Raw genomic sequence first — 25,717 nt, 5'->3', positions numbered from 1 at the left:
ACTCATTGTGCGAGCATCCGGAACCAGCGAACGGAGCTCGCGGCCATGCTCAGGGGGAGTGCCGTCCCATCGGACAGCGCGAGGACCGAGCCGTTGAAGAGATCCTGGAGCCGCGCCACGCCCCCGAGCCGCCCCGGCGTGAGCATCGCGACCGTAGGGATATGTGCGACGTTGACGAGGCACAGGACCGTGTCGTCACCGTGCCGGCGTGCCACGGCGAGCACATGCGGGGTGTCCACGTCGAGTACCTCGCAGTCGCCGCGGGACAGCGCGAGGTGATGGCGCCGTAGCTCCAGCAGCGGCCGCAGCGCGAGACCGCCCGCGGCGTCCTCCACAAGCATGCCGCCGGGCAGGACGGGACAGCCCGGCAGCGAGAGCACGATGGCCGCGGCCACTTTCAGGACGGTCGTCGGCAGTGCGGGCGGCAGCGCGAGACTCCACTGAGTCGGCTCATGACGCCCAGGCGTTCCGGCGGGCCGTGGGAAGGCAACCTTGATCTCGCTTCTGAGCTGGGCCATGGACCGCTCGAAGGCGCCCGCTGCCATGGAGCGGCTACGGAGGGCAAAGCCGAGCGCCGAGATCACCGCCGAGGCCGGGGCCACCTGGAACCCGCTGCCGTGGTTGGTCGGGGGCGGGGTGGCACACAGCAGCATGCGGTCGTCATAACCGTCGAGGAGGTGCCGTACGTCATCGAGCAGGGACGCCTCGACGCCTGCGGTGCCGGTGAGCCGCAGACCGTCCGCCCCCTGGTCCAGCCAGTGGACCACAGCGTCGAGCACCTCGTCCGGCGGCCCGGTGACATCCAGTCCGACCACGATCCGCAGGGCATGACGGCGGCGAGCCGCCGCCAGGCGCCCGGTGAACTCGTCCGCGACGGCGACTTCTTCCACCGCCAGGCAGTCCACCCCATACATCTCCGCGAGAGTCTCCAGCAGGGCGACCGGCGTCTCGACCAGCACACAGCCGCGGCCCCACGCGGGCACGGAGGCGGTGTCGTGGGCCGGTTCGAAATCCGGCGTGACGCGGTAACCAAGGCCGTCCTCCGTGCCTATCTCGACGGGGCCGCCGCTCCCGGCGACCACCCAACTTCCGTCGCCGACACCGAAGATGCGGCTCGCGCAGAAGCGCAGCACGGTCTCCCGGGGTCTGTCGTCGCGGGCTGCCACGTCGAGGAACTCCGAGGGAAGGGGGAACTCCAACAGCGTCAGGTCGTTGCCGACCACCGCCACCACGTGCCGGTCCCTGTCGATGGCGAGTGAGGTCGCCTGCCAGGGCACCTGCCCGACGACCCGCGTACGCGGTCTCCCGGATGGTCCGGTGAACATGGCCAGGATCCGGCCGTCGGCGGTCGCCTCGGCGGTCACACGGCCGTCCCCGGAGCCGGCCACCGGTTCGCTCGTGCGTTCCTCGGCCGGGTCGGTCCAGCTCGCCGCGCCGGACCGCAGTGGTCGGTGAACCCTGCGGCCGTCCTGGACGAACGACACGACCGAACCGTCTGCGGACAGGGCCAACCCCTCGCGTGCGCCGGACTCCGGCTCCGGTGCGATCCGTGCGCTCTGCGACCCGTCTCCGCCGTGGAGGGCGATCGTGCCGTCGGGCAGCAGCACCGCGCAGTGTGCTCGGTCGGGGCCCGTGCCGGTGAACGGGGAGACCGCGACCTCCAGTGCCGTTCCCGGGTGGCTCAGGCTCATCCGCACCTCGCCGTCGGGGCCGATCCGCTGTACCACCGTGAAGGGCAGATGCACACTCTGTTTGTCCAGGATCTCCAGGCGGACGGGCTCCGGCGTATGGCCGAGCGAACTCAGGGCGTCGATGCGGACCCGGTGCTTGGTCCCCTTGGCCCGCAGGATGCGGCTCCCGCTCGCCGGGGGCCGGCTGAGGACGATGCCGTCCGAGCGGACCGTCACCCCGACGGCCATGGTCTGCTGCACGCGCGCCCGTGCTTCCGCGGTCACCGCCGTCGGCCGGCCGACCGGGTCCCTGGGCGGCTCCAGGCCGAGCCGCTCGCAGGAGGCGACCTGGATCTGCCAGAGGTCGTCGCGTTCCATCAGGCGCTTGGGCAACCGGTGTCCGTAGTGCAGAACCCAGCGCCCCATGTCGTCGGCGACCTGTTCGGCGACATTCGTACCCGACACCGTCAGCAGGACGCGCTGGGCGAGGCGCGCCGATTCCGGGTCGGCGGATCGGGCCCCGGCAAGGCAGGACCACAGGGACCTCTCGTAGAGCCGCACGACGAGCGGCGCCCGGGCGTGCTCGGCGGCGGTGAAGTCCCTTATCTGCCGGAGCAGGTCGTCGTTGTGCCGCGCGAGTTCGGTGCGCAACTGGTCCGCCATGTCGGTGTTCAGGAGCAGGGCGTGGCTGCCGGCCGCCTCCACCATCGGCGAGAACCAGAGTTCGGCCTCAAGGCCGGCCGTCGTGCGGGGCAGGAAGCGCAGCCGCGCCCTGCGCAGGAAGTTCCGGTCGACGCTGATCGCCAGCGAGACGCACTGGGCGAGTTCGACCAGCTCGGGCCGGTGCCGCGACAAGTACGCGATGGTCCGGGCCGCACTCGGCTCTGTCATGATCGCGTTTCCAGCAGTCGGTGGATCCTCCGTGTCGCCTCCTGGGCGTGCCGCAGGGAGATACGCCGATCGAACGGGATCAGTGCGACCCGCTCGCGCACCGATACCGGATACGCCGCGGCCGGGAACGGGGTGAGGCACACCGGAAGGCAACCGCAGCGCAGCGCCCGATCCACGAAGTCCACCCATTCGTCGAACCGGGCCGTGGCGTCCCCCGAGAAGGGCGGCCGAACCTTGCCGAGGTCGGACACAAGGACCACGGGAGTCCCCGGAGCGGGCGCTCGATAGACCTCCTGCACCACGGAGTCGGCACGGACGACGCCACGCGAGGGAGAGCCGGTGAAGCGCAGCACCTCGATGCGATCGCGTCCCGCGACACTGCCCATCAGCCCGTGCAGCCACCGCCGGTCGTCCCGGAACGGGGCCATGGCGGCGCCGTGGTCGAGCAGCAGTTGCACGCCGCGCCGCGTGCTGGGGCGGCGCTGCCACGGCACGGCCCGCAGCACTTGCTGCCGGGAGACCCCGCGCACCAGAGCACGCTGGTCGATCCTGCGGCTCGCGACGGGAGCCGACACGGCGGCGACCATCACGCCCCGCGCCCATTCGGGACTCCAGGGCGGTTCCCACGCGTGCTCGCGCGAATCGACGCCGGTCTCCCCGGGCGCGTCGTCGGCGCCGTCCTCCGTTGCCGCAGGCGCTTCCCGGACCGTGTCGCCCACCGGTGGCCGGGTGAGGGCCAAGGAGAAGGACAGCGGGCGTTCCGTCAACTTGGGTGCCGGACTCCACTGTCTTTCCAGGGTGGGGGCGGGCGTCGGCGGCTCGAACTGTTCGTTCGGAACCGGGACGGCGTCCCCGGCTACTGCGTCGGCGCCGTCCGAAGGGAGGTGGCCGGTGACGGCCGCGACGGGCGGGCCGACGGGCCCGGCCGCCCGCGGCTTCCCGTCCTCCCGGGTTGCGGGAGCAGCCTCCCCGTCGGCCGGCGACTGGGCGGGGAGATCGCCGGGCACAGGCCGCTCCGTCAGCCGAGAGCCCATGCCCAGCAGGTGGGCGATCGACAGGGCCGTCTTCGGGTCCCACGCGTTCAACAGGGATACGGCCTTCACCAGATCACCGAGGAAGACACCGCCTCGCGCGCTCAAGCGGGACCGCCGGTTCCGTCACGCCGCTTCAGCAGCGTGACCGCCTCCAGCACGTCCCACTCGGGAGTCCCCGGTGTCACTCTCAGCTGGTGGCTGGCCTTGAGAGCGTCCAGATACTCCGCGGTGCTGGGACCTGCCGCGTCGAACGGGCTGCTGCGCAGCTCGATGAGGTGATCGGCGATCCGCTCGGCCAGCTCCTCGTCGTAGTGCGTGCCCAAGTGCTTCTCGGCCACACGAAGAAGATGCTCCTTGGAGGGCGAGCCCAGTTCGAAGACGATGCAACGGCGCAGGAACGGCCGCGGCAGTTCCCGCTCGTCATTGGTCGTGATGACGACGAGGGGAGCATGCTCTTCGGCGACGGTGACGTGGCTGCCGTCGTCCCACGGCTTGGGGAAGGACAGCGAACCCAAGGGGCCCAGCAGGCTGTTGGGCAGGTCAGGGTCCGCCTTGTCGATCTCGTCGATGAGTACGACGGTTCGTTGCGGGCCGCTGTCCGCAAAGGCCAGCCACAGCGGTCCGCGGCTGTAGTAGGTCCCGATGTCCTCGCTCAGCGTCTGCGCCTGGGCGTCGTTGAGGCGCTTCAGCGCGTCGAAGCGCCACAGCAGGTCCTCGGGCTCGGTTCGTGCCGTCACTACATGGAAGTGGTACTGCCAGCCGAGGATGCGCGCGACATTGGGTGCCAGCGAGGACTTCCCCGACCCCGGAGGTCCGAACAGCAGCAGGGGCCGACCGGTCTTGAGCGCCACGTTGACGGCCAGCACCAGCCGGTCGTCGTCGAAGACGTACACCTCGTCGTCCGCCGCGTAACCGGACGCCGAACGATTCCGCCCCGTGCGGCCGTGCGCCGGTGGACCGTCGACGACGGGATCGAACTCCTTCTCGTACTGGAGCACGTGTCCTCCGCTTTCTATGAACAGGGTGGCCGCACAAGCGACTTCGTCAGACAAAGACCGATTGTCATTTTGTACTGTGCCTGGTCGGGGGCGGCGCGCGGTCGAACACAATCTCACCGTGAACGTCTGCTCCCGGGCTCCGTGGCTCCGTGAGGGGCCTCAAGGCAGGCATCACTTCGGGTGGCGAGTCGGTCCGGCCGCGGGCGCTGCCGAGGCGGCGGCGTCATTCCGTCGCCGACGGTTTCCGCACCGCTCGACGACGGTCGCGGAGAGCGTTCCAGGCAGGTACGAGGACGACCAGCGGCATGAGGACCATGAGCGCGAGCCCTATCAGGGCCAGCATGACGTATCCGAGCCTGTTGCCCGTCAGGGAGTGGGTGGTCGCGGTCTCGGGATGTCCCGGCTGATAGCGGACGCGGATCGTGTCACCGACCTCCGCCTCGCCGCCTTCCCAGAACCGGTAGGACGTCCCGGCGGTCGTGGTGAACCGCACCTCGATCCTCTTGGTGCGGCTTCCCTGGGGCCCGGTCACCTCGTCCTTCGCCAGGACGGTTCCCTCGGTCGTGCGTCCGTGCGCGGCGACCGTGGAGGTCTCGTTCAGCCCGTCGAGCGCCTGCCGGACGAACCCGTACCCGAAGACGACGAGCAGCGCCACCACAGCCGTCACGACCACCACGCCCGCGGTCTTCCCGACGACGCGCGCCCCCGCACCGAACCCGCGCGCCCCTGCACCGAACCCGCGCGCCCCCGCACCGAACCGGCGTGGCCACCGTCGTGCGCTCACTGTCTCCCACCCGTTTCCCGAGCCACGGCCCCTCCTGGCGGACCTTGCGCCGGGCGGCCTCCGCCGCGCGAATCTCCGGGGTGTCCTCCCCGTTGCGCGGAGTTCTATCCGGGAACTCCTGTGCTTTCTCCGGTCGGCTGTCCCGGGTGGGCGGCAGCATCAGGCCCGGCGTGAGTGGCCGCCGATCGTCTCGACACCGGCCACACCGGCCACATCAGGCACACCAGCCACACCGGCCACGTGCTCCGACCACCCACGCATGCGCCCCCTGCGCCACCCGTGCATCTCTTTCATCCCATCGGGGGCAATGAGCGATTTCTCCGCCTGCTCGTTCGGTGTGTGTTCGATGATCGTCCTGCGGTCGCTGACGCGTGGGCAGCTCCGGTCCTCCCGATGCGTCGTAGCCGTATGACCCAGGCGGACAACAGGAAGGAGGGCGTGCCGCATGCATCTGACTCCGCATGAGCAGGAGCGGCTGATGGTCCACGTGGCGGCGGATGTGGCCCGTCGGCGCCGCGAGCGGGGACTGCGGTTGAACTATCCGGAGGCCATGGCGCTGCTGACGGCGCACGTGTACGAGGAAGCCCGCGCCGGTGCCACGGTCGACTCGGTCATGGAGTCCGGACGCCGCGTCCTGACCCGCGAGGAGGTCATGGACGGCGTACCGGAGATGATCAACAACGTTCAGGTCGAGGCGACGTTCCCCGACGGGACAAAGCTGGTGACCATCCACGATCCGTTCGACGAGGCGGCCGAGGAGGTGGCCGTGCATCCAGGGAAGGTGGAACTGCTCCCGGACGAGGACGAGTACGCGGTGGCGTACAACGAAGGCCACGAGCCCGTCAGGCTGGAGGTGAGCAATCCCTCGGACCGTCCGGTCCAGGTCGGCTCCCATTTCCACTTCGCCGAGGTCAACGAAGGACTCTCCTTCGACCGTGACGCCGCACACGGCATGCGGCTGCACATCCCCTCCGGGACCTCCGTCCGCTTCGAGCCCAGCCCCGGAGAACAGCACACCGTGTATCTGGTGCCGGTCGCCGGCGAACGCGTCGTCAGGGGTCTCAAAGCGGGCAAGAGCGAAGAGGAGGCGCATCTCGATGGCCGGCGGGACTGAACCGACCCCGGGCCTGCTGGCCCGGTCCCGGTACGCCGATCTCTACGGACCGACGACGGGCGACCGGATCCGGCTCGCCGACACCGACCTGGTCCTGCGCATCGACGCGGACTGGTGCGGCGGCCCCGGCCGAAGCGGTGACGAATTGCTGTTCGGCGGCGGCAAGGTGATCCGCGAGTCGATGGGCCAGTCGCACATTCCCCGGGACGACGACCGATCACCCGTGGACACGGTGATCACCGGGGCGCTGATCCTCGACCACTGGGGAGTGGTGAAGGCCGACGTCGGACTGCGCGACGGTCGTATCCAGGCGATCGGCCGGGGCTACAACCCCGAGACGATGTCGCCACGGTCCTACGACGACCGACGCGCCGCGGACTTTGTCGTCGGGCCCGAGACGGAGGTGATCGCCGGCAACGGGCGCATCCTGACCGCGGGCGGCGTGGACACCCATGTGCACTTCCTGTGCCCCGGGCAGATCCACGAAGCGCTCGCCTCGGGAGTGACCACACTGATCGGGGGCGGCACAGGACCCGCCGAAGGCAGCACGGCCACCACCGTGACACCCGGCAAGTGGCATATCCAGCGGACGTTCGAGGCGCTGGACTCCTACCCGGTCAACATCGGCCTGCTGGCCAAGGGCAGCACGGTCTCGGAGAAGGCGCTGCACGACCAAGTGGCCGCCGGTGCCCTCGGATTCAAGATTCACGAGGACTGGGGTGCCACGCCCGCGGTGATCGACGCGGCACTGCGCGTCTGCGACGAGACCGGCGTCCAGGTCGCCCTGCACGCCGACTCGCTGAACGAGTCCGGGTTCGTCCAGCACACCTTCGCCGCGACCAGAGACGGCCGCGAGATCGACGGCGACAAGTACCGCAGCCTGCACATCTTCCATGTCGAAGGGGCCGGCGGCGGGCACGCGCCCGACATGATCAGCCTGGTGAGCCGGCCGAACGTGCTGCCTGCTTCCACGAACCCGACCCGGCCCCTGACGGTCAACACCGTCAAGGAGCACGTCGACATGATGATCGTCTGCCACCACCTCAATCCGGAGATCGAGGCGGACATGGCGTTCGCCGATTCACGGATCAGGCCCTCCACCATGGCCGCCGAGGACCTGCTGCACGACATGGGCGCCATCTCGATGATGTCCTCCGACGCGCAGGCCATGGGCCGCATCGGCGAAATGATCATGCGGACCTGGCAGACCGCGCATGTCATGAAGGCCCGTTACGGGCATCTGCACGAGGACGACGCGGAGGCGGACAACTTCCGGGCCCGCCGCTACATCGCCAAGTACACGATCAACCCGGCCCTCACCCACGGCATCGACCACGAGGTCGGTTCCGTCGAGAACGGCAAGCTGGCCGACCTGGTCCTGTGGGAGCCCAAGTTCTTCGGCGTGAAGCCCCACATGGTCATCAAGGGCGGACAGATCGCGTACGCGCAGATCGGCGACGCCAACGCCTCGATCCCGACACCGCAGCCGTATCTGCCGCGTCCGGTCTGGGGCTTCACCGGCCGGTCCCCGAGGAGCAACTCGTTCAACTTCGTGTCCGAGGCGGCCGTCGACGGCGAACTGTCACGGATCGGCCTGCTCAAGCCGCTACGGGCGATCAAGTCCACGCGCCAGGTGACCAAGGCCGACATGGTCCACAACGACGGCCTGCCGGAGATCGTCATCGACCCCGACTCCTTCGAGGTCACCATCGGCGGCGCCACCACCAGCGATGTGCGCACCACCGTGGACGGACAACAGATCGGACGGAACTACGCCACCGAACTGCCCATGGCCCAGCGTTACTTCCTGTTCTGATCGGCTCCCCGGTCCGGCCCGCCGAAACCGCCGGACCGGCTCACCCGAGAAAGGCGGTTCACCGACCCGATGAGCCACGCCGCCCTGCTCGTCCTCGCCGACGGCCGTTTCCCCGCAGGCGGGCACGCCCACTCCGGAGGCATCGAGGCGGCAGTCGCCTCCGGAGGCGTGTACGACCCCAGAAGCCTGGAGGCGTTCTGCCGGGGCCGCCTGCACACGACCGGACTGACGGCGGCGGGTCTCGCCGCCGCCGCGGCCGCCGGCCACGACCCCGTGGAACTGGACGAGGCCGCCGACGCCCGCACACCCATGCCGGCGCTGCGGCACATCGCCCGCAGACTCGGCCGGCAACTGCTGCGGGCCGCCCGGGCGACCTGGCCCGCACCTGCCCTCGACCACCTCGCCGCCGTCCGGCCGCACGGAGCGCACCAGCCCGTCGTGCTGGGCGTCACCGCACGTGCCGCCGCGCTGACCGTGGCCGACGCCGCGCAGTGCGCCGCGTACGAGAGCATCGGCGGACCGGCGACCGCGGCGGTACGCCTGCTGAGCCTCGATCCGTTCGACGCGACCGCGCTGCTCGCCCGGCTCGCGCCCGAGGTCGACGAGGTGGCCGCGATCGCCGCCGCCGCGGCGGCCCGTGTTCCGGCCGAGGGCCTCGCTGTCCTGCCGTCCGCCTCGGCTCCGCTGCTGGACATCACCGCGGAGCAACACGCCGCCTGGGCCGTCCGACTCTTCGCCTCCTGACCTTCCCTTGGAGCCGCCGTGCACCTCGACCATCCCGCGACCCTGCCCGAACGGCACACCCACAGCGCCGACGTCCACCGCCCCGACGGCAGTCGCCGCGCGCTGCGCGTCGGGCTCGGTGGGCCCGTCGGCTCGGGCAAGACCGCCACCGTGGCCGCGCTGTGCCGTGCGCTGCGCGACACGCTGTCCATCGCCGTCGTCACCAACGACATCTACACCCGGGAGGACGCCGAGTTCCTGCGCCGGGAAGCCGTACTCCCGCCGGAACGGATCACCGCCGTGGAGACCGGAGCCTGCCCGCACACCGCGATCCGCGACGACATCTCCGCCAACCTGGAAGCCGCCGAGCAGTTGGAGCAGGACCTGGCGCCGCTGGACCTGATCCTCATCGAGTCCGGCGGGGACAACCTCACCGCGACATTCTCCCGTGGGCTCGTCGACACACAGGTGTTCGTGATCGACGTGGCCAGCGGCGACGACATCCCCCGCAAGGGCGGACCCGGCATCACCACCGCCGACCTCCTCGTCATCAACAAGACCGACCTCGCTCCCTACGTCGGCGCCGACCTGGCCCGCATGGCGGCGGACGCCGAGAAGCAGCGCGGCGCCCTGCCGGTCGCCTTCACCAGCCTCACCTCGGCCGACGGAATCCGGCCGGTCGCCGACTGGGTCACCGGACGTCTGGCCGTGTGGCGCACCGGGGCAGCGGCATGAAAAGCCCCACCCGACCGTCGGCCGGGGCGGTCCACCGGCCTTCCCGGACCGCTACCTACCGTCCGGAACAGTCCACCGCCGCACCCGCCCCTTCGGCCGTCCACGCCACGGCCCGTATCCGGGCCGCCCACAACGGCCATACGACGACACTGCCGCTGCTGCACTCCGACGGCCCCTTTCACCTACGGAAACTGCGGACCCGCGGCGGCCTTGCCCGCGTCGGGGTGATCGCTGCGATGAGCGCACCACTCGGAGGAGACCGCCTCGGGCTCGACATCGAGGCCGAGGCCGACGCCGAGCTGGAAGTGACGACAGCCGCCGCCACCCTCGCGCTACGCGGCTCCACACCCGCGCCCGCCACCTACGACGTACGGCTCACCGTCGGGGAGCGGGCCCGCCTGCACTGGCTGCCCCACCCTCTGATCAGCACCCGGGGCAGCACCTTGCGCCAGTCCTACGTCCTGGACCTCGCCCCCACCTCCCGGCTGCTGTTCAGGGAGGAACAACTCCTCGGCCGCACGGCCGAGCCGCCCGGATCCCTCAGCACCCGCCTGACGGTGCGCTGGGACGGCCGACTGCTCCTCGACCAGGAGAACGCCTACGGCGATCCGACCTCCGCCTGGGACGGTCCCGCGGTGCTGAGCGGACACCGGGCCACCGGACAGCTCCTCGTCGTCCATCCCGAGGCCCCCACGGCAGGGAAAGCGCACCTGATCGGCGGCGATCCGGAAGAGGGCGCCGCTGTCATCGCCCCGCTCGCGAACGGACCGGCGCTGCTTGCGACCGCCGTCGCCCCCAGCCCGACCCGCCTCCGCCACCTGCTCGACCTGGCCCTTGCCCACGTCCAGAACACTTAGAAACCTTCGCACTTGGCGAATGTGACGGGTCGTGCCCCGTCCGGCGTCGGCTGGGCAAGGGCGATGGCCGGCGGGGACAACCCCGGGTTGACCTCAAGCCGACTTGAGCTGCGAACCTCGCAACACGGGACGAACAAAGCAACCGTCCCACCCAAAAGGAGCGAGGGAGTATGTGCGGAATCGCGGGCTGGGCCGACTGGGAACGGGACCTGGGAAACGAACACCAGGTGCTTGAGGCGATGACCGGGACACTCGTCTCACGCGGCCCGGACGACGGCGGTACCTGGCTGTCACGCCATGCGGCACTGGGCCATCGCCGGCTCGCCGTGCTCGACGTCGAGGGCGGCAGACAGCCGATGACCGCGGCGCGCGACGGCGAGGCGCCCTGTGCGGTGACGTTCAGCGGCGAGATCTACAACTTCCGCGAGCTGCGCCGCCTGCTGACCGCCCGCGGACACCGCTTCCGCACCTCCTCGGACACCGAAGTCCTGCTGCACTCCTACCTGGAGTGGGGACCGGAATGTGTGACCCGCCTCGACGGCATGTTCGCCTTCGCCCTCTGGGATCCCGGTCCGCGAACGCTGCTGCTGGCCCGTGACCGCCTCGGCGTGAAACCGCTGTACTTCCTGCCCTACCCGAACGGGGTGGTGTTCGGCTCCGAACTCAAGACGCTGCTCGCGCATCCCTTCGCACCGCCCGAGGTCGACCAGGACGGGCTCGCCGCGATGCTGTGCGTCACCCCTGTGCCCGGCCGGTCGGTGTTCCGCCGGATCCGCGCCGTGCGTCCCGGACACCTCGTCCTGGCCGACGTCGGCGGCTGCCGCGAACGGCCGTACTGGAAGCTGGCGAGCCATGAGCACCCGGACGACTACCCCACCACCGTCCGTACGGTCCGGCAGCTGCTCAAGGACGCCGTGGAACGGCAGCTCGTGTCCGACGTGCCGATCGGCGCCCTGCTCTCCGGCGGACTCGACTCCAGCGCGATCACGGCTCTGGCCGCCGACCGGGTCGGCCACGGCATCACCGCCACCTACTCGGTCGGATTCCAGGACCAGGAGAAGTACTTCACCCCCGACGCCACCCGCCCCGAACAGGACTCCGCCTTCGCCCACTTGGTCGCTCAGGCACTGCGGACCCGGCACACGGAGATCCTGCTGCCCACCGAGGACGTGCTGCGGGCGCGCTCCGAGGTGCTGCGCGCCCGCGACGTGCCCGGCTTCGCGGACATCAACGCCGCCCAGTACCTGATGTTCCGGGCGGTGAAGAAGGAGGTCACGGTCGTCCTCTCGGGCGAGGCGGCGGACGAGTCGCTGGGCGGCTACCCGTGGTTCCACTCGCCCGCCGCCCGCGCCGAGCACGCCCTTCCCTGGGCGGCCATTCCCCAGGCCGTCTGCCCCGTCCTCAACGACGACCTGAAGCGGCGCATCGCCCGGCATCTGACCGACGACCACGCACAGGCGATGACCGAGGTGCCGCGGCTTGCCGGGGAGGAGGATCCGCTGGGCACCCGGATGCGCGAGCTGTTCCACCTGAACCTCACACGCTGGCTGCCGCTGCTGCTCGACTTCACCGACCGGACGAGCATGCGCGCCGGCCTCGAAGTCCGGGTCCCGTTCTGTGACCACCGGCTCGTCGAATACCTGTGGAACACGCCGTGGCACCTCAAGTCACCCGGCGGCCGAGTCAAGGGGCTGCTCCGCGACGCGATGGCCGGCGCCCTGCCCGACCATGTCCTGGAGCGCCGCAAGACATCGTTCCCCGTGAACGTACATCCCGACTACGAGGCCGGCCTGCGGGAACAGATGCGCGCCGAACTGTCCGACCGGGACTCGGCCTTGGCGCCCCTGGTCGATCGTGCCGCGCTGCTCGCGCTGCTCGACCGCCCCTGTGACAGTCCCGGCATGTGGCGGGTCCGGGACACCCTCGCCCTGCTGCTGCAGACCGCCGAGTGGCTGCGCATCTATCGCGTCGTGCTCTGCTGAGCCGGTGACGCGGACGTGCGACGGCCGTTCTGCGCGGACGCCCGGTGGCCGCGGTGCGGCCCGGCATCCCCGTCGCCGTCGTGGCGCAGATCCTCCGGGGTGACCGGGTTGCCTCTCATCCGCTCCGCGACCGCCTTGCGCAGGTACTCGCACTCGAGGGCGGGAGCGTCGCGGGGACACGTCAACAGGTGCTCCAGATGCGCCTGGCCGACCCGCAACCGTTCGATCTGCTCCTGGATCGCCCGTACGCGTCCCTGCACCGCCTCGCGCCAGTCGCCCTCGCCGCCCAGGGCGACGGCGATCTCGTCCACGCTCATCAGCCCGGTCTCCCGCCACATCTGGATCAGACCGATGCGGTGCAGCTGATCGGGGCCGTAGTAACGGCGCCCCCCACGCCGTTCCGTCGCGTGGATCAGGCCGCGTTCCTCCCAGTAGCGCAGGGTGGAGACGCTCAGCCCGAAGCGTTTGCCTGCCTCACCGATCACCACAAGCTCGCCCTGGTCACGTGGCTCAGACATCATGAGAGGATCCTGAAGCACGTCGCACGCGCACTCAAGTCGGCGTTTCCACGCCCCGAGCACCCCAGCCCACCGGGCCGCCTCCGCGGCACGGGGTGTGCGGGGCGGTCACTGGCGGCCGAAGAACTCCACCTCGGCGACGGCGACCCGGCGGTCGGCCCGGACCCCGTAAGCGGCGTCCACCGTCAGCCTCACCCGTGTCACGTCCGAGCCGCGCACGTCGAAACTCTGCTGGCCGGGCGCGTCGTTGAGATTGATCCCCTTGGTGGTGCGCTCGCCCTTCGCGGAGATCAGGGTGATGGTGATCTCCGACGGCCGTGCCTGGGTCAGGAACTCGTCCTCCTTCGCCGAACTCCCCGAAGTGATCAGCAGTTTCCGCAGCCGCACCGGACGGTCGAACTCCGCGTCCAGATACTGCCCCGCGCCGGACCCGCGGCCGGCCGGCGCCCAATAGCGGTTGCTGAACCCGTCGAAGGCCGTCTGCGCCCGGTGGGCCGGCGACTCGCTGGACGCACTCACCGTCATCGGGTGCAGCGGTTTCGGATCACCTGCACGGTCCTCGGTGAACGTGAGCACACCGGACAGGTGTGAACGGGCCAGCCACGCCGCGGCGGCGAGCACGAGCAGCAGCACCGGCAGTGTCAGGCGCGGCCTGGGCCACCTGGGACGCCTTGACCTGGGTCGGCTCCCGGCGGCCAGCGGACGTTCCCCGCGGCCTGGCACGAGCCGACGCCACCACGAGGGAGAGACATCCGGCGTCGGTGTCCTCGTCGGCGCGGGGTCGAGCAGCGCGCCGCAGCCGACGCAGAGCCTTCGGGCGTACGGGTTCTCCCGACCGCACGTCGGGCAGCGCCGAGCGGCCGGGCGCGGCGCGGTGTCCGGACGGGGCGGTGCCCAACTCGGCGGGGCAGCGGGCGTGGTCGCCGTCTCCGGCGGGTCCGGGCGGTGGTCCGGGCGGTGGTCCGGTCCGCCGCCGGACTCGTCGCGCCGGGGGTCGCCGGGCCGTACCGGGGCCGCCGCCCGCCCCTCGGGGTCCGCCGGGGCCGGGACGGAGGCGGGCGACGGCGGTGGCACGGCCGGCGCAGACAGGTGCGACGGGTGAGATGGGGGAGATGGGAGAGATGGGAGAGACGCGGGCGGTGGAGAAGCGGGCGGGGCCGTCGCGTCGGGCGGCCGGTTTCCGTCCCGCTCCGGCCCACCCTCCGCCGTACCCTCCGTGGTGCCGTCCGGCGTCTCCGCCGCGTCCTCCTCCCAGCCGAGGAACGCCTGGCAGGAGCCGCAGAAGCGAGTAACCGCCGCATTGCGGTGACCGCACTCGGGGCAGATCATCACGCACCCGTCCCGTCCGACGCCACGACGACGTCCACCTCGTACGCGACATGCGCGGGCACCTCGGTGGCCACCAGCCGCTCCAGCCGTTCCCGCGTCGGGGCGGCGGCCGCTTCGTCCGCCACCCGCAGCCGCACCCTCACCCAGGCACGCGCCGACCCGGGCAGCGCCGACCCCGGCTCACCGGACCAGGACGTGCCGCCGCTCTCCTCGATCTCCGGTTCGATGCCCGTCTCCAGCCGTATCGCCGCCGCCAGCCCGTGCCGCGTACCGCGCTCGCGGTGCCGGGCCACCGCACCGCTCACCAGGGCGCGACGCTGGTCCAGCGGCCGCTCCGGGTCCGCCTCCACCGCGACCCACTCGGCCAGCCACGCCAGCAGATCCTCGGGCGCGGTCCGCGGATGCAGATGGGCGGGCAGGTTGTCCAGGGTGAGCAGCACCGGCGCCAGCACCTCGTCCAACGCGCTCAGAAACCGCTCGACGAAAGGCTGCTCCAGGTAGACCGCGGGCAGTTGATGCAGCAGCGGATGGGGCGTCGGCAGTCCTGGAAGTCCTTCGCGCACTCACGCCTCCCGCACCCGGAGCTGGTGCTCGTAGCTGAACACCAGTGCATGCCGGTCGAGTTCGATCCTCGCGGTGGCCTCGGCGCGCTGCCCGCTCACCGGGTCCGCCGGAAACAGCCGTACGTCCTCGACCAGGTCGACACCGGGCACCCGCTGCAGGACCGCGAACACCTCCCCGGAGTGCACGGGCCGCCCGAACGGCCAGCCCCGCCCGTCCGGCCCGCCCGTGCGCGGGTTGAAATAGCCGTACAGCGCGGTCAGGGCCGCGTCCCGCAGCCGGTCGGCCGCCGCGCCACGGCCCGCCACCACCGAGGCGACCACGGTGACGCCCTGGTAGTACGGCGGCTCCACGGCCAGCCGGGTGCCGATCGGGCGCCGCTCGTCCAGATACGACGCGATCATCGCCAGGGTGTCCCGCGGCGGGATCAGCTCCTCGAACCGGATCCGTCCCTGTGCATCGTCCCGCCCCGCCGGCACCACCAACAGCCGTACCCCGCCAGCCTGTTCGTTGCCCTGCCGGCCCGGATCCCGGTCACCGGACGGGCCGGCCGGCACGCAGGCCACCCGGGCAGCGTCCGGCGCCACCTCACGGGCCAGCAACTCGTAGTCACGCGGCACCACGGCCCGGTGCAGGGTGCGCAGCGTCATCGGCCCCCGCACCCGCGCGTTCGCCACCGTCTCGCCGTCCACCCCGCCCAGCGCCGGCCGCCGGTTCTCCACCCGGGCCACGAACGGCAGCGAACTACGCAGCACCCGCAGCGCGCCCCGCGCCACATTGCCCCGGTGTCCGCCACCCGTACGGTAGGACCGCACCCGCACCGGGGCGCCCTTCGGCGGCACGGCGCCGAACAGCCGGAGCGTGCCGTCGGCCTCCCGTACGGCGGGACCGAAGTCCACCTGACCGGAGTTGGGGTCCAGGGTGAAGTGGCGGTCGTACGGGGTGGAGTTCGCGAAGTCGTCCACCCGGGTCCACCCCGCCCAGCCGGGTCCCTCGGCCACCTCCACCACGAACGGCTCTTCGCCCGCCACCACCGGCGGCCGGGCCAGCCGGAAACCCTGCCCCGGAATCCCCTCCGACAGGCCCAGCACCTCCTCCGCCATGGTCTCGGCGTGCGCGGCCTGCACCGTGCCGCCGATGCTGAACGCGTTCGCCCGGCGCACCGTCGGAGACGCCACGTACGTCGGCCGGTCCGCGGCCGCCTCCACGAGCCGGCAGCGCAGCCAGCCGCCGGACCGCCCGGCGACCACCGAGGCGGTGTGCCCGGCGGGCATGTGCAGGATGACCTCGCCCGCCTTGTTGAACCCCCCGGTGTCGTCCTTCTCCACCTCGCACGCCACCCAGGCGGTGCCGTCCCACGCCTCCCACCGCAGGGGCGGGCGGCGCGGGTCGACCCCGACGCCGTCCACCCGGCAGTCCAGGCGCAGCACCACCGCGCAGCCCGGCACCGGAGCGGACAGCCCGAAGCAGAGGCAGTCCCCGGGGGCGGGCGTGGGGCCGAAGCACGGCACATCGCGGCCGAGCGCCAACTCCTCGGACCGGTCAGTGGCGTTGCCGATGGCCGGCCAGGTGATGAGATGCGACAGCTCGCACGGCACCACCGACAGGTCCCGGCCGGTGGTGAACACCACGGCCTCCTCGGCCTCGGTGCGCACCGAGGCCACCTCCGTACCCGCCCGCACGCGCACCGTGTCGGGCTGCGGTGCGGACAGCCAGAACGTGACCTCGGTGCGGGCGGCCGTCGGTGGATACAGCCGTACGCCGATGAGGTCGAGGAAGGCCAGATAGTTCTTGTCCGGTACCCGGTTGAGCCGGTAGACGAGCTGATCGACCATGGTGGCGAACGCCTCGATCAGGGTGACTCCCGGGTCGGAGACATTGTGGTCGGTCCACTCGGGACAGCGCTGCTGCACCAGCCGTTTGGCCTCGTCCACCAGGCCCTGGAAGCGCCGGTCGTCCAGGTTGGGGCTGGGCAGCGTCATAGGGATCCCCCGCCCGCTCCCGCACCGTCCGGGATCACATAGAACGGGAAGACGAGGTTGCGCGGGTCGTTGGTGCCGCGTACCGCATAGCCGATGACGATGTACAGCACCCCGTTGTCCGCCTCGTCGAACCGTACGGCGACGTCCGCCACCTCGATCCGCGGCTCCCACCGCTCCAACGCGAGCCGCACCTCGTAGGCGAGCTGCCCGGCCGTACCGGCGTCCGCGGGCGCGAACACATAGTCGCCGAGCGCGCAGCCGAACTCGGGGCGCATCGGACGCTCGCCGGGTGAGGTGGCCAGGACCAGCCGGATCGACTCCTCGATCTCCCGTTCGTCCCGGACCAGCGCGATACTGCCGGTGGCGTCCGTGCGTGGCGGGAACGCCCAGCCCGCACCGATGAATTGACGTCCCATCAGGTCAGCCTCCGATCTGCACGGTCGGGCACCCGGCCGTGATCGGCGCACCGCAGACCGCCCTGTCACCCGCCCGGGCGGCGGGCCGACCGCCGATCAGCACGCTGGAACTGCCCGGCGGGGCGATCGTGGACGGGGCGTGTGCGGCGGGTGAGGCGCACTGGTGCGGGGTGCCCACGGTGGCCGCCGGCTGCCCGCCGATCAGCACGGTGGGCTCTCCGGGCGGGCCGACCACCCCGGGATGCCCGGTGGGATCACCGACGCGTGCGGCTGCTGGCATGTGCTGTGCCCCCTGCCTGGTTCATCACGTTCCTGCGGTTCCTGGCGATGAGTTGCCTGCGATCGTCGTTCAGTTGATGCGTACGAGTGGCGCGTTGACGGACAGCGTGCTGCCGCCCCGAAGCTCGGTGCGGGTGGTGCCGGCCACCGCCACCTGGTTGCCCCGTACTTCCACCGCGCCGCCCGTGGCGAGCTTCACCTGGCCGTTGCCGCCGTCCACGTGGACACCGGTACGGGCGGTGAGCTTCACCGAGTCGCCGGTCAGCTCCAGCGTTCCACCGCCCGCGTCCAGCGCGACCCCGTTGCCCGCCGTGATCGAGACCTGTTCCTTCGCCTCGATCTCCACCGCGCCGTCGCTGTGCACCACGACGGTGGTGCCCCGGCGGTCGAGGCTGATCCTCAGCTTTCCGTCACCCGTCGACAGCCGTACGCCCTGCGGGCCGTTCGCGGCGTCCAGCAGTTCGAGCCTGTCGCCGCTGCGGGAACCGAACGCACGCCTGGTGACGGCCCCGCTGGTGGGGTCGACCGCCGCGGTGCCCTCCGCCGCCTGCGGACCGGCACCCTGCCCCGGTCCGCCGCCCCCGCCGCCCGGCTTGTCCTGCCCGTTGTAGAGCCCGGCGAGGACATAGGGACGGTCCAGGTGGCCCTGTTCGAACCCGACCAGCACCTCGTCGCCGACCTCGGGGATGAACGCCTCCCCGCCGCCGGTGCCGCTCGCCTGTGCGGTCCGCGCCCAGTCGCTCGCATACTCGTCGGACAGCCACGGGAAGCGCACCTTCACCCGGCCCAGACCCTCCGGGTCCTTGGTGTCCGTGACCGTGCCGTTCGCCAGTCCGGAACACCGGGCCCCCGCCGCCGCACCGGTTCCCGGGCCGCCGCCGGTCAGCCCGAACAGCGAGCGTTCCTGCTGCCCGGAGACCGTCACCCAGGTCTCGTAGCCGCGGACCGGGTCGAACACATGCCGCGACGAGGTCACGGTGTACCGGCCCTCGAAGGGGGCGCCGACCCCGGCCAGGGTGACCGCGCCACCCGCCCGCACCTGTGGATTGCCCCGGATCACCGCCTCCAGCTCGGCGAACGACCCCGCGATCCGCGCCGCGAGCGCCTTCGCCGCCTGGTCCACCTGGGCCTGGTTCCCGTACGGCGCGTCCGACACCACGAAGTCGGCCGCGCCGAACGGCCGCGCCACCTCGGCCGCCGTCACCCCCAGCGCCAGCGTCGCCGTGGAGCCCGCGTCGGCGCGGCCGATCAGTGGCCGCTTGGCCCGTACGTCCCAGCCGCGCACCTCCACCGCGGACACCTGCTCGGCGGCCGACACCCCGGCCCGGCAGCGCAGCAGGTTGTCACCCATCTCCAGGACCAGCGGGTTGCGCTCGGCGCGGGCCGAGGGGTCCGGGGCGCCGCCCGCCTCGGTCGGCCTGGCCAGATGCAGCCGGCCATCCGTCACAAACGCCTGGACGCCCGCCTCCTCGGCCAGCGAGCCGATGAACTCCCAGTCGGTGATGTTGGGTTGCGCCACATGCTCCAGCACCGGGCCCGCCACGTCGATCGTGCCCGGCTGCAGCCCGGCCCGCCGCGCCACCTGGACACAGATGTCGGCCAGCGTCATGTTCTGGTAGCCCGCGACCCGGCGGCCCCGGAAGAGACGATGGGACTCGTCCAGTCCCCGCACCACCGTGTAGGTCCCGGTGTCGTCGATCTCCACCTCCAGCGCCGTCACGCTCCCGGTCAGCAGCGGACGGGGCGACGGACCGCCGTCGGCGCTGGCCAGCAGCCGTACCTCCGTACCGATCCGCACCCCGGTGTGGTCCAGCAGCACCCGGCTGGGGTCGCGGAACCGCAGCAGGAACAGATCCGGCAGGGTACGGCTGTCGTCCACGTACCCCTCCACCAGGGTGTTCGCCAGGGCCTGCGGGAGCGGACGGCCGCCGAACTCCACCATCAGGGACTTGGCCACGCTCTGATTCACCATGACGCCCGCCTCACCGACCTCTGCCGTGTCCGCCGCCGTGTCCGTCGCCGCGCGTGCCGTGCCGCCCCTCGGCCCGCTCCAGTTCGTCCAGCGCCGGGAGCAGCAGCTCGCGCCCTTCCGGCAGCCGCATCGGATCGTCGATGCCGTTCGCCTCCGCGATCGCCCGCCAGCCCGCCGGGTCGCCGTACTCACGCCAGGCCAGCAGCGCCAGCGAGTCCCCGGTACGCACCCGGTGCACACGGCGCGCGTGCAGAGCGCCCGACGTCGGGTTCTGCCCCGGGGTCTCCCCGGCGATCTCCTCCATGGTCACTTGGCACACCGCCCGGATCGGCACACCGGACGTGGTGAACAGGGTGTATTTCGCCTGCACTTGGCTGACATAACCGGGGAAACCGGTGAGTCCGCCCCAGTGGAACACCACCCAGGGCGGTGAGGACCGTTGTTGCTGCCGTGTCTCGCTCGTCGGCACACAGCACGCGAACAGCTTCTCCACCGCGGTCACCACACTGGTGTCCTGGGTGTCGCTCGCGTCGAAGAACATCTCCACCGTGAGCTTGCTGGGCTGCGGCCCCTGGTACTCCGGCGGCCCCGCGCTCTTCGCCCCCTTCGCCGGAGTGCGCTTCCAGGCCGCCGCCTTGGTCAGGGACAGCTCCTTGGGGTTGAACTGGAAGTCGATCCGCCCGCACGGCCCGCCGGGCGTCAGACTCCCGCCCGGCGGCGGGGTGCGCAGCTCCAGGTACGCGTGCTCCAGCTTGGGCCGGGCCCCGCCCCCCTGGGCGGCGACCGCACCCGCGCCCGCCGCGCTGAACGCCACCGGGGAACCCACAGGTCAGTCCTCCATCGTCACAAAGCCGTGGTGGGCGATCTCGATCGTCTCCATGGCCACCTTGGGGGATTCCGGATTGAACGCCGGCCCGGTCCAGCGCACCGGCACCACCTCCAGCAGCCCCCACTTCGCCACCGGCCGTCCGTCACCGGTACGTGCCTCGATGTGGGCCGTCCTGCGTTTGATCCCGGTGGTCATGCTCGCGAACCACTTGGCCACCTTCTCGGTCTCCCGGGTCAGCGGCCTGGACAGCTTGATGTTCGGGTACTTCAGGCGGGTGGGCAGCTGCCACAGATGGGTGTTGTTGCCGCCCTCCTCGCGCTGTTCCAGCACGACCTCACAGCCCAGGCCCTCGCAGGTGTTGAACGAGCCGAGTTCGATGCCGTCCACGGTGACGACGAAGCAGACGCTGACCGCCGGGTCGTCGGTCACGGCCATGCCGTATCCCTTCTCTGTGTTCGGTCCGTGCGGTCCGCACGCGGCCGGTGGCTGGTCACAGACCGGTCAGTGCCTGGTGTCGATCAGGTGTCCGGCCCGTTCCCGGTCCAGCCGCAGCTCTGCCTTGAGCAGTCGGCTGAGCGGCACGAACAGGGCGCGGACCAGTGCGTCGTCCACCTTCGGCGGACCGCCGGGGCCGGGCTCGTCGGTGTGCTCCCCGGGGGTGGCCGGGGCGGTGGCCGAGGCTTCGGGAACGGGATCCGGTGACGACGGGGCGGGCGGATCGGGCAGGCCGGGCGGGAGCGGGGGAGCCGGGGGAATCGGGGGAGCGGGGGGATCCGGCTCGGTGGTCTCGATGTCACGTTGAACGGTCGGGAACAACCGGGCGGACCGAACGGGTCCGGCGGCGGCTGCGACGGCACGGGTGCGCTGGACGGACGGCGGGAGCGGCCCGGCGGCGTACGACGGTACGGAAGCGTAGGACGGTAGGGAGGGGTACGACGGCACGGAGGCGGATGACTGCGGCGACGGTGGCGTAGGACGCACGGGCGAGGCGGACCCCGGCCGGAAGACGACGGAACCGTCGGCCATGCGCTGCGCCACCCCGGCGGCGACGGCCACGGAACCGGCGTCGACCGCCACCGGCGACCGGGACACGGCCGGGGCGAGTGAGCGTGCGACGGCCGGCGGGGGAAGGGATGCGGCAGCCGGGGCGAGTGACCGTTGGGCGGACGGCACGGGCACGGCCGGTACGGAGTCCGCGGTGCCTTTGGCCGGTGCTCCTTCCGCGTGGCCGGTGCCCGGGGTCCGGTGCCCTTCGGCGGGCCGGAACCAGCGCACCGGTACCACGACCCGCTGCTCGGGTCCGGCCGACGCGTCGCGCGCCTCCGGTGGCCGCACACCGGAGAAGAGCGGCACCGAACGCTGCGCGACGAGCGGCGCCAACGGCTCGCTCGACGGGCCCGGTTCGGGAGCTGCCGGTGTCCCGTCCGCGGCTGCCCGCTGAATCCGTACGGGGGGCGCGGCGGCCGTCGGCTCCGGCAGCGGACCGGTGTCCGCCGCACGGACGACGAGCGGGTCGTCGGCGAGCAGCGGCCGGGCGGGCGGGTCCGGTGACGGATCGTCGGGGGAGGCGGCGACGGCATCGGACTCGTCCGGTGACCGCGAACCGCTGATGCCGGGGGTGTCGTCACGCCGGGCGGTGAGCGGCAACTCGGCCAGCGGCTCACCGAGGCCGAAGGCATGCGGGCCGATGCGGCCGGGTGCGGCGGCCCGCTGGACCGGCGGTGCGGGCGGTGAGGGGGGTGAGGACGGTGACGGCGATGACCGGGCGGACAGTGCTGACGGTGGCCGGGGCATGGGCGGGTCGGAGTGTGCGGCGTCGACGGGCACGGCGATGAGCTGACGTACCCGCATGGCAGGTGGGCGGGCCGAGACCAGCGGCTCGATCGAGACCGTGGGCCCCACGTCGGCCGAGCCCGTACGCCCCGTGTCCGCCGAGGCCGTGTGCGCCGCGTCCTCGGTGGTCGGTCCCGCCATGCGCTGCACCGGCGGGTTCGACCGCGGCGCCCCACCCGTGGTGTCGGCGCGGACCTCGCGGCCGACCGCCGGTGTCTCCCCGGGCGCGGCCGGTGTGGCGAGACCATGGCCCAGGCCGGACGGGGCCTGCGGGCTCACCAGGTGTCCGAGCGGCGTGCGGAAGGACGCGTCCCGCCAGGTGTCCAGGGAACCGCGGAACCCCACCGGATCCGTGACCAGGGCGGGAGCGTCCATCGTGCGCTGGAGCGGCGGCAGGTCCCGCCACCCGGCGGCCCGCACCGGCGGACGGCTCGTCTCCGACGCAGGCGTGGGTGCGGGCACCGGGCCCTTGGCGCCGTCGCCCCGCGGGTCGCCTCCGCGCCGCCCGGCCGGCCAGGGCAGCCATCCCATCCGTGTCACCCTTGTCACCCTTCGTTGAGCCGGGCGACATGCTGGACGTACCGCAGCCGGTCCGGGTGCTCAAGGTCGAGGATCTGGTCGAGCGACCAGTGGAAGTGATAGGCGAGGTACGCGACTTCCTCGTGGAGCCGGTCGGCCGCGTACGTCATGATTCCCCCAGGCGACCACCACCGGACAGGTCCACCGCGAAGCTCTCCTGGCACGAGGGGCAGGTGACCGCGGCGCGGGTGTGTCCCTCGGCGTTGATACGGCGGTAGAAGTCCTGGAGGAAGGCGAGGTCGGAGGCGAACAGGTCCTCGACGATCCCCGGGTGGACGTCCTCGATCGAGCCGAGTCGCACCAGCACCCGGGAGATCAACACCACGGACAGATAGGCGGAGTTCTCCCGTACCCGGTCGTCCCGGAGCGGGATCAGCTCGTCCCGGGCGGTCGCGAGCCGCATGACCCCGCTGCGGTGCACGACCTGGGACTCGTCCACGTAGCCGCGGGGCAGTTCGAAGGCGAACTCGGTGCGCAGCGTGTCGACACGCCCGGTCCGGTCCGCCGTCGTTGCCGTCGTCGCCGCGGTTCCGGGTGCGGTGGCGGAGGGCGTCGCGATCGTACGCCGCATCAGTCGACTTCCACGCTCTCGTAGGTGATCGACAGCTTCTCGGTGAGAACGGAGGTGTCACCGGCCTTGAGGGTGCTGATCTCCAACGACTTGGGCCAGGCGTTGATCAGCTTGTAGCGCTTGATCGGGATGCCCTCGTAGTCGTAGACGATGATCGAGCCGTTGCGGCGGGCGTTGGTCATCTTCCCGAACCGGGAATCCTTGATCCACTGCTCGAAGCTGTTGTCCTCCGTCAGCCCGCGGGTGACGGTGACCTCACCGGCCTTGGGACGACCCGGGAGTTTCTTGATGGCGTATTTGCCGTCGGCGGTGTTCTGCTTCAACTCGATGACGTCCTGCTCCATCTTCAGGCCGCTGACCTCGGTGATCTGCCTGATGAGCACACTGTCGAATTCGAGGCCGAAGGAATGTCCTACGGAACTGTCGAGTTCGGGGAGCGGCATGCCAGCCTCCTAGTCCCTGCGGGTACTGCGGATTCTGTCGGTCGTGACGGCCCTCGGGGCCGTGGCGTCACTCGTCGATTCCACCCGACCCGGCCGACAGCTGGGCGAGCCGGAACACCACGAACTCCGCCGGTTTGACGGGGGCCACCCCGACCTCACAGATGACCTGACCGGCCTCGATCGACTCCGGAGGATTGGTCTCGCGGTCGCACTTCACATAGAAGGCTTCGTCCGGTGTCAGCCCGAACAGGGCGCCCTTGCGCCACTCGTTGACCAGGAACGCCGAGATGGTGCGCCGGATGCGGGCCCACAACGCGTCGTCGTTCGGTTCGAAGACCACCCACTGGGTGCCCGCGAGGATCGACTCCTCCAGGTAGTTGAAGAGCCGCCGCACATTGAGGTAGCGCCACGACGGATCGTCGGCGAGCGTGCGCGCGCCCCATACCCGGATGCCGCGGCCGGGGAAGGCACGGATGCAGTTGAGCCCGATGGGATTGAGCAGGTCGTGCTCCCCCTTGGTGATCTGCGTCTGCAGACCGACCGCGCCGCGCAGCACCTCGTTGGCCGGCGCCTTGTGCACCCCGCGCGTCTCGTCGTTGCGTGCCCACACGCCCGCGATGTGCCCACTCGGAGGAACGAAGGCGTCGCGGCCGACGGCCGGGTCGAACACCTTGATCCACGGGTAGTAGAGCGTGGCGTACCGGGAGTCAAAACCCGTCGTCTCCTCCCGCCAGGTCTTGATCTGGCGCGGGCTCAGGGCGGGCGGCGGATCGAGGATCGCGATCCGGTCGCCCATGGCCTCGCAGTGGGTGATCAGCCCGCGCTGCACGGAGATCACCGTCTCCAGGTCCAGCGCCCCACGCTGGTACGCACTCATCAGATCCGGTACGGCCACCATCGTGACCTCTTCGACCGCCTCCAGCCCGCCGAACCCGGTGCGCTGGTCGGGATCGCCGACATAGGAGTCGACGGACAGCGCGTCGGGGACCCCGACGACCCCGCCGCCCGGTCCGGCACCGGGCGCCGTGGCCAGCGTCACCGACTGCACCGCGGGCCGGGCGGGCGCGGCCCCCTTGCCGGGCTCCTCCAGCCGGATGAGCTGCGACCGGGCCCGGACCTGGGTGGCCACATTGTCCTTGCTGCGCTTGGTGGTCACGGAGGGGTATGTCTCGACGACCTGTCCGTCCCGTTTCACGATCAAGGTGAAGACGTCCTGGGGCGGGTCCTCGCCGTCGGGGTCGGCCACCTCGACGGTGATCTCTCCGGTGGCGCCGGGCAGCGCCCGCACGGAGTACGGGCCGAGCCGGGCGGTGGGCCCCACCCGCCCGGCGGTCCCCTCCGCAGGGCCCTCGACCGCCCCCGTCGGCTCTTCGGCTCCGCCGCCGATCCGTACGACGTAGCAGATACCGCCACCGTTGGCGAAGTACCCGTAGACGGAGGAAGCGAGATAGGTCCCCTCGACGAAGTCGCCGAAAACGCTGAGGAACTGGGTCCAGTTGGTGATGAGGGTCGGCTCGTTGAACGGACCCTGCTGAGCGAACCCGATGAAGGCGGCGACCGAGGTCCCGACCCCCTCGATCGGTCGGGACCCGGATTCCACCTCTTCGACGTAGACGCCCGGGGACAGGTACGACGGCATACCACTCTCCTTGACCGGGTCTCCTCGACCAGGTCGACCAGTTGACCGGGTTGACCAGGGAAGCGAGAGCGATTGTTCCCGGACACGGGATCCGTGAGACAGGGCTTTCGGCCGCACCGGAGTACAGACGTCGTTGCCCCAAGGTGCAGTGGGCCGGCCTGA

At 71.4% G+C, this 25,717-nt stretch carries 24 protein-coding genes; 6 read left to right on the top strand and 18 right to left on the bottom strand.

Annotated elements, in window-relative coordinates; genetic code table 11:
- Nucleotides 1-2: 2 nt before the first annotated feature.
- The 4 genes from ACWEKM_RS05560 to ACWEKM_RS05545 form a co-directional block, all read right to left on the bottom strand.
- Entirely contained in the window at nt 3-2,561 is a 2,559-nt protein-coding gene (locus ACWEKM_RS05560; RefSeq protein ID WP_451619857.1) for a hypothetical protein, read from the bottom strand.
- Complete coding sequence (locus ACWEKM_RS05555; RefSeq protein WP_451619856.1) at nt 2,558-3,700, bottom strand: hypothetical protein; 1,143 nt, start codon at nt 3,698-3,700, stop codon at nt 2,558-2,560. The genes ACWEKM_RS05560 and ACWEKM_RS05555 overlap by 4 nt, the downstream gene beginning before the upstream one ends.
- Nucleotides 3,697-4,647: an AAA family ATPase gene (locus ACWEKM_RS05550; protein WP_451619855.1), complete on the bottom strand. Its 951-nt coding sequence runs from the start codon at nt 4,645-4,647 to the stop codon at nt 3,697-3,699. Before ACWEKM_RS05550 ends, ACWEKM_RS05555 begins: the two co-directional genes overlap by 4 nt.
- 169 nt (nt 4,648-4,816) lie before the next feature.
- Nucleotides 4,817-5,269 carry a DUF3592 domain-containing protein gene (locus ACWEKM_RS05545; RefSeq protein WP_451619854.1) on the bottom strand — a complete coding sequence of 151 codons (453 nt, stop codon included), beginning with the start codon at nt 5,267-5,269 and terminating at the stop codon, nt 4,817-4,819.
- Nucleotides 5,270-5,822: 553 nt separating this feature from the next.
- Between ACWEKM_RS05545 and ACWEKM_RS05540 the strand changes: the two genes are divergently transcribed.
- The 6 genes from ACWEKM_RS05540 (at nt 5,823) to asnB (ending at nt 12,604) form a co-directional block, all read left to right on the top strand.
- Nucleotides 5,823-6,491: an urease subunit gamma gene (locus ACWEKM_RS05540; protein WP_451619853.1), complete on the top strand. Its 669-nt coding sequence runs from the start codon at nt 5,823-5,825 to the stop codon at nt 6,489-6,491.
- Complete coding sequence (locus ACWEKM_RS05535; protein WP_451619852.1) at nt 6,475-8,307, top strand: urease subunit alpha; 1,833 nt, start codon at nt 6,475-6,477, stop codon at nt 8,305-8,307. The genes ACWEKM_RS05540 and ACWEKM_RS05535 overlap by 17 nt, the downstream gene beginning before the upstream one ends.
- Before the next feature lie 69 nt (nt 8,308-8,376).
- Nucleotides 8,377-9,051 (top strand): urease accessory protein UreF, encoded by a 675-nt coding sequence (locus ACWEKM_RS05530; protein ID WP_451619851.1) that lies wholly within the window; start codon nt 8,377-8,379, stop codon nt 9,049-9,051.
- Nucleotides 9,052-9,069: 18 nt separating this feature from the next.
- Nucleotides 9,070-9,765, top strand: a complete 696-nt coding sequence (gene ureG / locus ACWEKM_RS05525; protein ID WP_451619850.1) for an urease accessory protein UreG — start codon at nt 9,070-9,072, stop codon at nt 9,763-9,765.
- Complete coding sequence (locus ACWEKM_RS05520; protein WP_451619849.1) at nt 9,762-10,622, top strand: urease accessory protein UreD; 861 nt, start codon at nt 9,762-9,764, stop codon at nt 10,620-10,622. The genes ureG and ACWEKM_RS05520 overlap by 4 nt, the downstream gene beginning before the upstream one ends.
- A 170-nt stretch (nt 10,623-10,792) precedes the next feature.
- Nucleotides 10,793-12,604: an asparagine synthase (glutamine-hydrolyzing) gene (asnB, locus tag ACWEKM_RS05515; protein WP_451619848.1), complete on the top strand. Its 1,812-nt coding sequence runs from the start codon at nt 10,793-10,795 to the stop codon at nt 12,602-12,604.
- Here asnB and ACWEKM_RS05510 read toward each other — a convergent pair.
- The 14 genes from ACWEKM_RS05510 to ACWEKM_RS05445 all read right to left on the bottom strand — a co-directional run bounded on the left by ACWEKM_RS05510 (nt 12,583) and on the right by ACWEKM_RS05445 (nt 25,555).
- Nucleotides 12,583-13,122 (bottom strand): MerR family transcriptional regulator, encoded by a 540-nt coding sequence (locus tag ACWEKM_RS05510; protein WP_451619847.1) that lies wholly within the window; start codon nt 13,120-13,122, stop codon nt 12,583-12,585. The two genes, asnB and ACWEKM_RS05510, sit on opposite strands and share 22 nt — an antisense overlap.
- A 108-nt stretch (nt 13,123-13,230) precedes the next feature.
- A complete protein-coding gene (locus tag ACWEKM_RS05505) occupies nt 13,231-13,755 on the bottom strand; it encodes an NADase-type glycan-binding domain-containing protein (RefSeq protein ID WP_451619846.1) in 525 nt (174 codons plus the stop codon).
- A 695-nt stretch (nt 13,756-14,450) separates the two neighbouring features.
- Nucleotides 14,451-15,014 (bottom strand): phage tail protein, encoded by a 564-nt coding sequence (locus ACWEKM_RS05500; RefSeq protein WP_451619845.1) that lies wholly within the window; start codon nt 15,012-15,014, stop codon nt 14,451-14,453.
- The gene (locus ACWEKM_RS05495) at nt 15,015-16,994 is read right to left on the bottom strand and encodes a putative baseplate assembly protein (RefSeq protein WP_451619844.1); all 1,980 of its coding nucleotides are present in this window, start codon (nt 16,992-16,994) and stop codon (nt 15,015-15,017) included. It lies immediately after the preceding gene.
- Nucleotides 16,991-17,410, bottom strand: coding sequence for a GPW/gp25 family protein (locus ACWEKM_RS05490; RefSeq protein WP_451619843.1), 420 nt, complete (start codon nt 17,408-17,410; stop codon nt 16,991-16,993). Before ACWEKM_RS05490 ends, ACWEKM_RS05495 begins: the two co-directional genes overlap by 4 nt.
- Before the next feature lie 4 nt (nt 17,411-17,414).
- Entirely contained in the window at nt 17,415-17,690 is a 276-nt protein-coding gene (locus tag ACWEKM_RS05485) for a PAAR domain-containing protein (RefSeq protein WP_451619842.1), read from the bottom strand.
- Nucleotides 17,691-17,759: 69 nt separating this feature from the next.
- Nucleotides 17,760-19,661, bottom strand: coding sequence for a VgrG-related protein (locus ACWEKM_RS05480; RefSeq protein WP_451619841.1), 1,902 nt, complete (start codon nt 19,659-19,661; stop codon nt 17,760-17,762).
- Nucleotides 19,662-19,671: 10 nt separating this feature from the next.
- Nucleotides 19,672-20,487, bottom strand: a complete 816-nt coding sequence (locus tag ACWEKM_RS05475) for a CIS tube protein (RefSeq protein WP_451619840.1) — start codon at nt 20,485-20,487, stop codon at nt 19,672-19,674.
- Nucleotides 20,488-20,490: 3 nt separating this feature from the next.
- The gene (locus ACWEKM_RS05470; protein ID WP_451619839.1) at nt 20,491-20,925 is read right to left on the bottom strand and encodes a phage tail protein; all 435 of its coding nucleotides are present in this window, start codon (nt 20,923-20,925) and stop codon (nt 20,491-20,493) included.
- Between the two features lie 66 nt (nt 20,926-20,991).
- The gene (locus tag ACWEKM_RS05465) at nt 20,992-22,854 is read right to left on the bottom strand and encodes a hypothetical protein (RefSeq protein WP_451619911.1); all 1,863 of its coding nucleotides are present in this window, start codon (nt 22,852-22,854) and stop codon (nt 20,992-20,994) included.
- Nucleotides 22,855-22,868: 14 nt separating this feature from the next.
- Entirely contained in the window at nt 22,869-23,012 is a 144-nt protein-coding gene (locus ACWEKM_RS05460; protein ID WP_121890066.1) for a DUF6760 family protein, read from the bottom strand.
- On the bottom strand, nt 23,009-23,473 hold the full coding sequence (locus tag ACWEKM_RS05455; RefSeq protein ID WP_451619838.1) for a hypothetical protein: 465 nt from the start codon (nt 23,471-23,473) through the stop codon (nt 23,009-23,011). Before ACWEKM_RS05455 ends, ACWEKM_RS05460 begins: the two co-directional genes overlap by 4 nt.
- Nucleotides 23,473-23,916: a phage tail protein gene (locus ACWEKM_RS05450; protein ID WP_451619837.1), complete on the bottom strand. Its 444-nt coding sequence runs from the start codon at nt 23,914-23,916 to the stop codon at nt 23,473-23,475. Before ACWEKM_RS05450 ends, ACWEKM_RS05455 begins: the two co-directional genes overlap by 1 nt.
- A gap of 67 nt (nt 23,917-23,983) precedes the next feature.
- Nucleotides 23,984-25,555 (bottom strand): phage tail sheath family protein, encoded by a 1,572-nt coding sequence (locus ACWEKM_RS05445; RefSeq protein ID WP_451619836.1) that lies wholly within the window; start codon nt 25,553-25,555, stop codon nt 23,984-23,986.
- Nucleotides 25,556-25,717: the final 162 nt, after the last annotated feature.

It is taken from the genome of Streptomyces sp. NPDC004752 (assembly GCF_053601275.1).
This window is presented reverse-complemented; position numbering and strand designations above follow the sequence as displayed.

Bases quoted from the DNA above. Each gene is read 5' to 3' on its own strand.
- ACWEKM_RS05560 (WP_451619857.1), bottom strand. From the start codon at position 2,561: ATGACAGAGCCGAGTGCGGCCCGGACCATCGCGTACTTGTCGCGGCAC.
- ACWEKM_RS05540 (WP_451619853.1), top strand. From the start codon at position 5,823: ATGCATCTGACTCCGCATGAGCAGGAGCGGCTGATGGTCCACGTGGCG.
- ACWEKM_RS05535 (WP_451619852.1), top strand. From the start codon at position 6,475: ATGGCCGGCGGGACTGAACCGACCCCGGGCCTGCTGGCCCGGTCCCGG.
- ACWEKM_RS05530 (WP_451619851.1), top strand. From the start codon at position 8,377: ATGAGCCACGCCGCCCTGCTCGTCCTCGCCGACGGCCGTTTCCCCGCA.
- ACWEKM_RS05520 (WP_451619849.1), top strand. From the start codon at position 9,762: ATGAAAAGCCCCACCCGACCGTCGGCCGGGGCGGTCCACCGGCCTTCC.
- asnB (WP_451619848.1), top strand. From the start codon at position 10,793: ATGTGCGGAATCGCGGGCTGGGCCGACTGGGAACGGGACCTGGGAAAC.
- ACWEKM_RS05510 (WP_451619847.1), bottom strand. From the start codon at position 13,122: ATGTCTGAGCCACGTGACCAGGGCGAGCTTGTGGTGATCGGTGAGGCA.
- ACWEKM_RS05495 (WP_451619844.1), bottom strand. From the start codon at position 16,994: ATGACGCTGCCCAGCCCCAACCTGGACGACCGGCGCTTCCAGGGCCTG.
- ACWEKM_RS05490 (WP_451619843.1), bottom strand. From the start codon at position 17,410: ATGGGACGTCAATTCATCGGTGCGGGCTGGGCGTTCCCGCCACGCACG.
- ACWEKM_RS05485 (WP_451619842.1), bottom strand. From the start codon at position 17,690: ATGCCAGCAGCCGCACGCGTCGGTGATCCCACCGGGCATCCCGGGGTG.
- ACWEKM_RS05480 (WP_451619841.1), bottom strand. From the start codon at position 19,661: ATGGTGAATCAGAGCGTGGCCAAGTCCCTGATGGTGGAGTTCGGCGGC.
- ACWEKM_RS05470 (WP_451619839.1), bottom strand. From the start codon at position 20,925: ATGGCCGTGACCGACGACCCGGCGGTCAGCGTCTGCTTCGTCGTCACC.
- ACWEKM_RS05465 (WP_451619911.1), bottom strand. From the start codon at position 22,854: ATGGGATGGCTGCCCTGGCCGGCCGGGCGGCGCGGAGGCGACCCGCGG.
- ACWEKM_RS05460 (WP_121890066.1), bottom strand. From the start codon at position 23,012: ATGACGTACGCGGCCGACCGGCTCCACGAGGAAGTCGCGTACCTCGCC.
- ACWEKM_RS05455 (WP_451619838.1), bottom strand. From the start codon at position 23,473: ATGCGGCGTACGATCGCGACGCCCTCCGCCACCGCACCCGGAACCGCG.
- ACWEKM_RS05450 (WP_451619837.1), bottom strand. From the start codon at position 23,916: ATGCCGCTCCCCGAACTCGACAGTTCCGTAGGACATTCCTTCGGCCTC.
- ACWEKM_RS05445 (WP_451619836.1), bottom strand. From the start codon at position 25,555: ATGCCGTCGTACCTGTCCCCGGGCGTCTACGTCGAAGAGGTGGAATCC.